Consider the following 6,483-nt stretch of genomic DNA (forward strand, 5'->3'; position numbering starts at 1 on the left):
GGAACTGCCGTTTGGGCAAGTGGCGAGCGTCATGTGGTGTGTATGGGGGCACCGTGTGAAGAACATTGTATTGCAGGGCAAAACCATTGGTCCGATGTCGTATGCCCTCCCCCTCAAGTCTCTGCGCTTCCGCAGGCAGGGTGCAGACTGGACGGTGTTTCTTCCTCAAAATGTGGTTGAAGATTTGAGGTGCGGCTGTACATCATTTCCCATAGAAAATTCGCTGTATTAACGAAGTTTAGTGGCGTTGCGCCTCCCCATGCCCTGTGCTAGCCTGCCGACATGACGACTGAAGCACGTGGCAGACCCTGGCTGACTGTTTTACTTCGCGTATTGCCGGAGTTCTCTGCCCTGGACTGTTGCGTTGCCCTTGAATCCGCGGGAGCCGCAGGGCAGGTGCTCATGACAGCATGCCATGAAGAGATGCGTTCGCATGTCATGCCCCTGGGGCAGGGTATGGTGCGCCGTCAGGTCATGCATGCCTTTCGCTGCTACAGCCCGCCCGCAGGGCAGTCCTGCCTTGAAGCGCTTAATCTGGCGGCCAGCCAGGCGCACACCCCTTATCTTTTACTTCTTTCCTCAGCGGTCCGCCTTTTGCCCGGCAGCTTGCAGGCAATGCGCGACAGGCTGGAACGCTCAGACCGGCTTGCAGGGGTCAATCCTCTGTTCCTTTACCGTCAAGACGCATTCGAACAACCCGCTTCCCTGTCGGAAAGCGGCATTCCTCCTCAGGCCCGTATTGCCCACATGGGCAGCGTGGGCAATTGCCTTGGGCAATTGCAGTATCTTTATGAAGGTCTGCCTCTGGAACATGATCTTGCCCGAAAGCGGAGATTTTTTCAGATCGCCCATATGGGGGCGCTTTTGTTGCGCCGTGAGGATTTCCTGGCTGTGGGCGGTCTTACGGCTGTTTTGGATGAGCTTGCGCCGCAGGATTTTTGCCTGCGCCTGACCAGCCCGCAAGCTGACGCTCCGAAATGTGTTCCACAGCGCTTTTTCAGCAGCGAGCCGGATGCACTGGCAGTTCTGGCGGACGATTTTGACAGCTGGAAAACCTGCGGCCTGTGGAACAGCCTGTTGTTGCGCGGCAGGTTGTATCCCGGCCTGCTGGACCCTGATCAGGCGGAGCAGGCGCGGCAAGATGGTCTGGACTACGCATGCACTGCATGGTTGCATCCGGGGCCGTGTCTGACCTCCTGTCTGGAGCAGGGTGAGGCAGCCAGCCCCGTCATGTCGGCATGGCTGCGCTGGCGGCATGATCCGGAGCCGCAACACCTGCTGGACCTGCTCAGCCTTTTGTCCGAAGGACAGAGGCGCGCTGCTTTGGCCCTCTGCCGTGATTTGCCCGACAGTCTGCCCCGGGTTTTGTCCTGGTACATAGAGGCGTGCCGCACGTTATGCGCCTACGGCCATGATAAGGGATATCCTGCCCTGGCGTCGCGGGCCGGGGCATGGATGCAGCGGAAGGAAGACTTCAGGAGCAGATGTTTGCACCCCGGCCTGCGCGCGTTGCAGAAGGAGGGGCTGTATACCTGCGGCCTGGACAATTGCCCTGCGATTTATGATGCCTGGCTGGAACTGGCGGAAAAAAACAGCTTTGTCGCAAAGCTCATGCCGCAGGAAGGAGAGGAAAAAGAACGCCGGTATAGTGAACTGCTCGTTGGCCGTCAATGGCCCCGCCTGGCCGTGGTAATGCCCGTGTATAGCCCACAGCCGGAATATTTGCGCGCGGCCCTGGATTCTGTTTTGGCCCAGACCTATCCGCACTGGCAGCTCTGTATTGCTGATGATGCTTCTCCCGACCCGCATACGCCTGAAATACTGCGCGCCTACGCCGCCAAGGATGCGCGGTTGCGTCATGTGCGACGTGAAAGCAACGGGCATATTTCCCTGGCCAGCAACAGCGCCCTGGAGATGGTTGATGCGCCCTGGACGGGTTTCTTGGACCATGATGACGTTCTGGCCCCTGCCGCCCTTGAGCAGATGGCCGCAGTTGTCGCGTCCACGCCACATCTGGGGCTGGCTTTCAGTGACGAAGACAAGGTGGATTTCCGTGGTATCCGGCGTACGCCCATCTTCAAGGCGGCCTTCGACCCCTGGACCCTGTATGTCGGACACTTTTCTGTTTATTCCACAGAATTGCTGCGCCGCCTTGGCGGCTTGCGGCCCGGTCTGGAAGGATCACAGGACTTTGACCTCAGCCTGCGCGCCACGGAATGTCTGGGGCCGGAGCAGATTGTTCATGTACCGCATGTGCTCTATCACTGGCGCGTGCACGAAGGCAGTTCAAGCGGCGCGGTGGGAGCGAAACCCTATGTTCTTGAGGCAACACGTCGAGCACTGAACGAAAGTGCAATACGCCGAAGGCTTTCTGCCGTTGCCGCGCCTGCGGGACGCAACAATTTTTATGCTCTGCGATTCAGCGTGTCGTCCTGCAAGTGCAGTGTTATACTGCTGGCCCGGCACGGGCGGCCAGTACAGGCCGGATTGTGGCAGGCGTTGATGCGCCTTGCCGCACTTTTGCCGCTGGAGGTGCTTTGTCAGCCTTTGACGACAGACAGCACAGCGGCCTTTGCCACCGCTCCTGCGTCTCTGCCCGCCCGGATTTTACCCCCGCCGGATGGGCCAGAGGAGGGGGACTGGAACGTTGCCTGCAATTTGGCCGCCCGCGCTGCACAGGGCGAAGCGATGCTTTTTCTGGATTCTTCCTTGCTGCCATATGGAGATTGCCAGCCGGAACAGTTACTGGCCCTGGCCCTGCAAGGCGGCGTAGGAGCCGTGGGCGGCATGTTGCGGCATGGCAATGTCCTCTGGCATGCGGGGCTGATGCCGGACGCCGGCGGTCAGCCCTTTGCCCTGCAGCGTGGCGCGGATTGCTTTCTGCTGCCTTCGCTCTGCTGGGGGCAGCTTTTGCTGACGCGCAGGGTGCTGGCAGCGCCGCAGCAGGCCATGGCCGTAGAGCGTCGCCTGTTTTTGGGGTACGATGGCTTTAATCCGTCCATGGAGGCATGGGCCGGTGCTGATCTGGCTTTGCGCATGGCATCCGCCAACCGGCACAGCCTTGTTTGCCCCTGGGCATGGTGGCAGGTCGCTACAGACGGCCTTGGCGTTGTGGATAGCAGGGCAGGGCAGGTCGACTGGCAGCACTGGGGAGCAGGTTGCAACCCGAAACCGAAAACAGAACCGCCCCAGGCGCTGGAGAAATTTCTCGCGCTCTGGGGCGTATCCGTTCAAAAAAGCGGCTTGCGAAACAGGAATCTGCGCGCAGCCTTTGATCAGGGCTGGACTCTGATAATGGGGAAGAAACCATAGTTTGTCGGTCTGGAACCTAGCAGCTTTGAGAATGTGTATTCTCAATATCCGTAAAACGCTCACATGGGCGCTTGACCGCGCAGGTAGCTGCATTCACACCGTTGCGCCGGGCAATTGCCCTGACAGCGACTGCCCGGGCAATGTTGGCGCAAGGTTGCCTTATCCGAGATTTTTGCTGCCCTTGAAACTGACGCCGATAATTTCATAGGTGACACGGCCACGCGGAATGTCAACGGAAACTTCGTCTCCTTCCTCGCGCCCGAGCAGGGCCTGCCCTACGGGCGAAAGAAAAGAAATGGAACCCTTGCTGGGGTCGGCCTCGTCCGGGCCAAGAATAGTGTAGGTTTTGGCTTCGCCGCTATCCACATCTTCCAGGTCCACAGTTGCGCCAAAGATGACTTTATCGCCGCTAAGGGTATCAAGGTCAATGACCTGATACAGAGCCATGCGCGACTCGATGTACTTTATGCGCGCTTCAGCCATGCCCTGGCGCTCGCGTGCGGCGTCATAGCCGGCATTTTCGCGCAGGTCGCCTTCTTCTCGGGCCTCCTTGATGGCTTGAATGATCTCCGGCCGTTCGCTTTTCAGGCGGGCCAATTCTTCTTCCAGCGCCTTGTAGCCTTGTACGGAAATGGGAATACTCGTCATGTCGAACCTCGCAACGCAAAAAAAACGCCGCTGCCCAGGCAGCGGAGCATGCGTTTACCAAAAAGTGGTTTTTATGAAAAAAATCTGGTATTCCGGCAGAGGCCTTGGTTGGCTTGCATAAGCGCTTTGAGCGCTACCAGCGCCAGAAAAAATGCCGGCCTTGCGGCGTTTCACAGTGTGAATTTTGCCGGAAAATACACACCGGGCAGCTGCACCTTGCAGGCCCGAAAACCTCTCCGGCCAAGCGGGCCGGAATCAAAACCGTAACTGCGCCTTTACCCTAACCACTGTACAGGTTCCGGTCAAGCTTTAAACAAAAATTACAGCCCTGTTAGGAACATACCGGCTGGGCGCGTACAGTTGGCACTTGCGCCGTGCTGGTGCAGCGTATATGCTAAAAAAATTGTTATAAACCGAGCTGATCGTCAGCCGCATCCAAACAACGGCAGCTTATGAAAAAATATTTGCGTTATCTCGGACCATTACTGATCTCCGCCATTTTTCTGCTGGCAGTGTATCTTTTGTACCATAAGCTGAAAAGCTACAGTGTCGCGCAAATCCGCGAAAGTCTTTCGCAGATATCCCATACACGGATCGCCCTTTCTCTTCTGCTCATGATGATCAATTATATGATCCTTGTGGGCTATGACTGGCTCGCGCTCAAGGCCATCCATAAAAGTCTGCCCTTGCCGCGTGTGGGGTTGGTTTCTTTTGTGGGGCAGGCCGTAAGCTATAATTTTGGCGCGCTGCTTGGCGGCACAAGCGTGCGTTACCGCTTTTATTCAGCCTGGGGTTTTTCGCTGACAGACATAGTGCGGCTTGTGCTTATGCTGGCGGTTACCTTTTGGGTGGGCGCGCTTGGACTGTGCGGGGCCATCTTTATGGTAGCGCCCCCCATTATTCCTGACGAACTGCTGGCCAAGATGCCGCTAAAAGATGTGCGTATACTGGGCGCTATTCTTTTTGCCATCGCCTGCTCATACCTTGCCCTGTGCTTTTTTATCCGCAAACCTGTGCATATTTTCGGCAAGGAATTTGTTTTTCCCCCGCCGCGCATAGCCATTGCCCAGGCCCTTGTGGCGGGCGTTGACATCGTTGCCGCCGCGGGATGCATGTATGTGCTGCTGCCGGGCGACATGGGCATAAGTTTTATCGATTTTCTGCCAAGCTACCTTATGGCCCAGGTAGCCGTGGTGTTGACGCATATTCCCGGTGGGGTCGGGGTGTTTGAGCTTGTCATCCTGCACCTTACCCACACCACGCACGAGCAGATGGTTTTTGCCGCAGTGCTCTTGTTCCGGCTGATTTATTTTATTATCCCGCTGCTGGCTGCGGCACTTTTGCTTGCACTTTACGAAGTACGCCAGCGCCGTCAGGTACTGCGTGGGGCCGGGCGATGGCTTTCTGTGCTTTCGCATACCATTTCGGCCTATATGTGTTTTTCTGCCGGGATCATCTTGCTGGTTTCATCCACATTGCCCTTGGGACATCACGCCCTCAACATGCTGCGTGTTATGGAACCCTACCATGTGACGGCTATAGGACATTTTGTCAGCTGTCTGTCGGGCGCGGCCCTGCTTTTTGTTTCTTACGGGCTGGAACGGCGACAAGCGCGGGCTTTTTACATGGCTGTGGTTTTTCTCTGCCTTGGCATTGCCGGAGCCTTGCTCAACGGTTTTTCCTGGCTCACGGCAGGAATGGTGAGCGTGGTGCTGCTGGCCGTGTGCATGGCCCGCAGGCGTTTTTATCGCGCGTCCTTTTTTTGGCAGGAGCCTATCCCCCTGTTCTGGCTGGGGGGGGCCATGGGTGTGCTTGTGCTGGTAGGGGCGCTGGGCTGGACGCTGTACCATACGGCATGGAGCCATTCTGCCAACTGGTGGGTTAACGCTGCCCCCAACGCGGCGCGTACAACCTATGCTTTTGCGGGTATTGCCGTGGGCTTGGTGCTTTCGTGGATATGGCGCGCGTCTCTTCGGCGGCGTGCGCGCCACAGGCAGGAAAGATAACGGCGTTTGTCATGCAAAAAGGCCCGCGGCATGCCGCGGGCCTTTTATATGCATTGTCGTCGGATGCCCGAACAGCCATCCCGCCGCCGCTCTCTGCCGGTGAATGGCCGGATAGGCTCAAGGTATCTGGCGAATGGATATCCCCAACTGGGCGAAAGCCCCCGCTTCCGGTTATCAGGCGGAAGCGGGGGCTTTCTTAACCATGTGGGAAACGATTTTTTTGTGCAGCCGGACTAGAACGTAAAACGAACTCCAAGGCTGAATTCATTGGCATAAGGGGCCATGCCCACCTTGGCCTTTTGACCGGCAAAAGACTTTTCATGTTCGTAATAACCCAGGCCCACGAAGCGGTAGGCCAGGTCAGCAGAGATTGTTTCGGTAAAGGCATAGGAAACACCGGCCCCGGCATTCCAGGCGAATACCGTATTATAATCGGTGCTGCTTCCACTGTAACCCTGACCTTCTATCTTGTATCTGCTTTCAATAAAGCCCATGCCAAGCCCGCCGCCAATATATG

General features: G+C 57.2%; 4 protein-coding genes. 2 read left to right on the plus strand and 2 right to left on the minus strand.

Annotation, left to right across the window (positions count from 1 at the left end; translation table 11 throughout):
• Positions 1-282 precede the first annotated feature (282 nt).
• Positions 283-3,312 carry a glycosyltransferase gene (locus QZ377_RS10390; RefSeq protein WP_291441080.1) on the plus strand — a complete coding sequence of 1,010 codons (3,030 nt, stop codon included), beginning with the start codon at positions 283-285 and terminating at the stop codon, positions 3,310-3,312.
• A 159-nt stretch (positions 3,313-3,471) separates the two neighbouring features.
• Here QZ377_RS10390 and greA read toward each other — a convergent pair whose 3' ends face one another.
• Entirely contained in the window at positions 3,472-3,960 is a 489-nt protein-coding gene (greA, locus tag QZ377_RS10395) for a transcription elongation factor GreA (protein ID WP_291441081.1), read from the minus strand.
• Positions 3,961-4,412: 452 nt separating this feature from the next.
• Between greA and QZ377_RS10400 the strand changes: the two genes are divergently transcribed.
• Positions 4,413-5,966 (plus strand): lysylphosphatidylglycerol synthetase family protein, encoded by a 1,554-nt coding sequence (locus tag QZ377_RS10400; RefSeq protein ID WP_291441082.1) that lies wholly within the window; start codon positions 4,413-4,415, stop codon positions 5,964-5,966.
• A gap of 233 nt (positions 5,967-6,199) precedes the next feature.
• On the opposite strand, the gene QZ377_RS10405 is transcribed toward QZ377_RS10400, so the two are convergent.
• The coding region (locus QZ377_RS10405) for an outer membrane beta-barrel protein (protein ID WP_365854905.1) at positions 6,200-6,483 on the minus strand (284 nt) is incomplete at its 5' end.

The organism is Desulfovibrio sp. (assembly GCF_019424165.1).
Lineage (GTDB): Bacteria > Desulfobacterota > Desulfovibrionia > Desulfovibrionales > Desulfovibrionaceae > Desulfovibrio.

Coding starts and splice junctions, on each gene's coding strand:
- QZ377_RS10390 (WP_291441080.1), top strand. CDS start 283: ATGACGACTGAAGCACGTGGCAGACCCTGGCTGACTGTTTTACTTCGC.
- greA (WP_291441081.1), bottom strand. CDS start 3,960: ATGACGAGTATTCCCATTTCCGTACAAGGCTACAAGGCGCTGGAAGAA.
- QZ377_RS10400 (WP_291441082.1), top strand. CDS start 4,413: ATGAAAAAATATTTGCGTTATCTCGGACCATTACTGATCTCCGCCATT.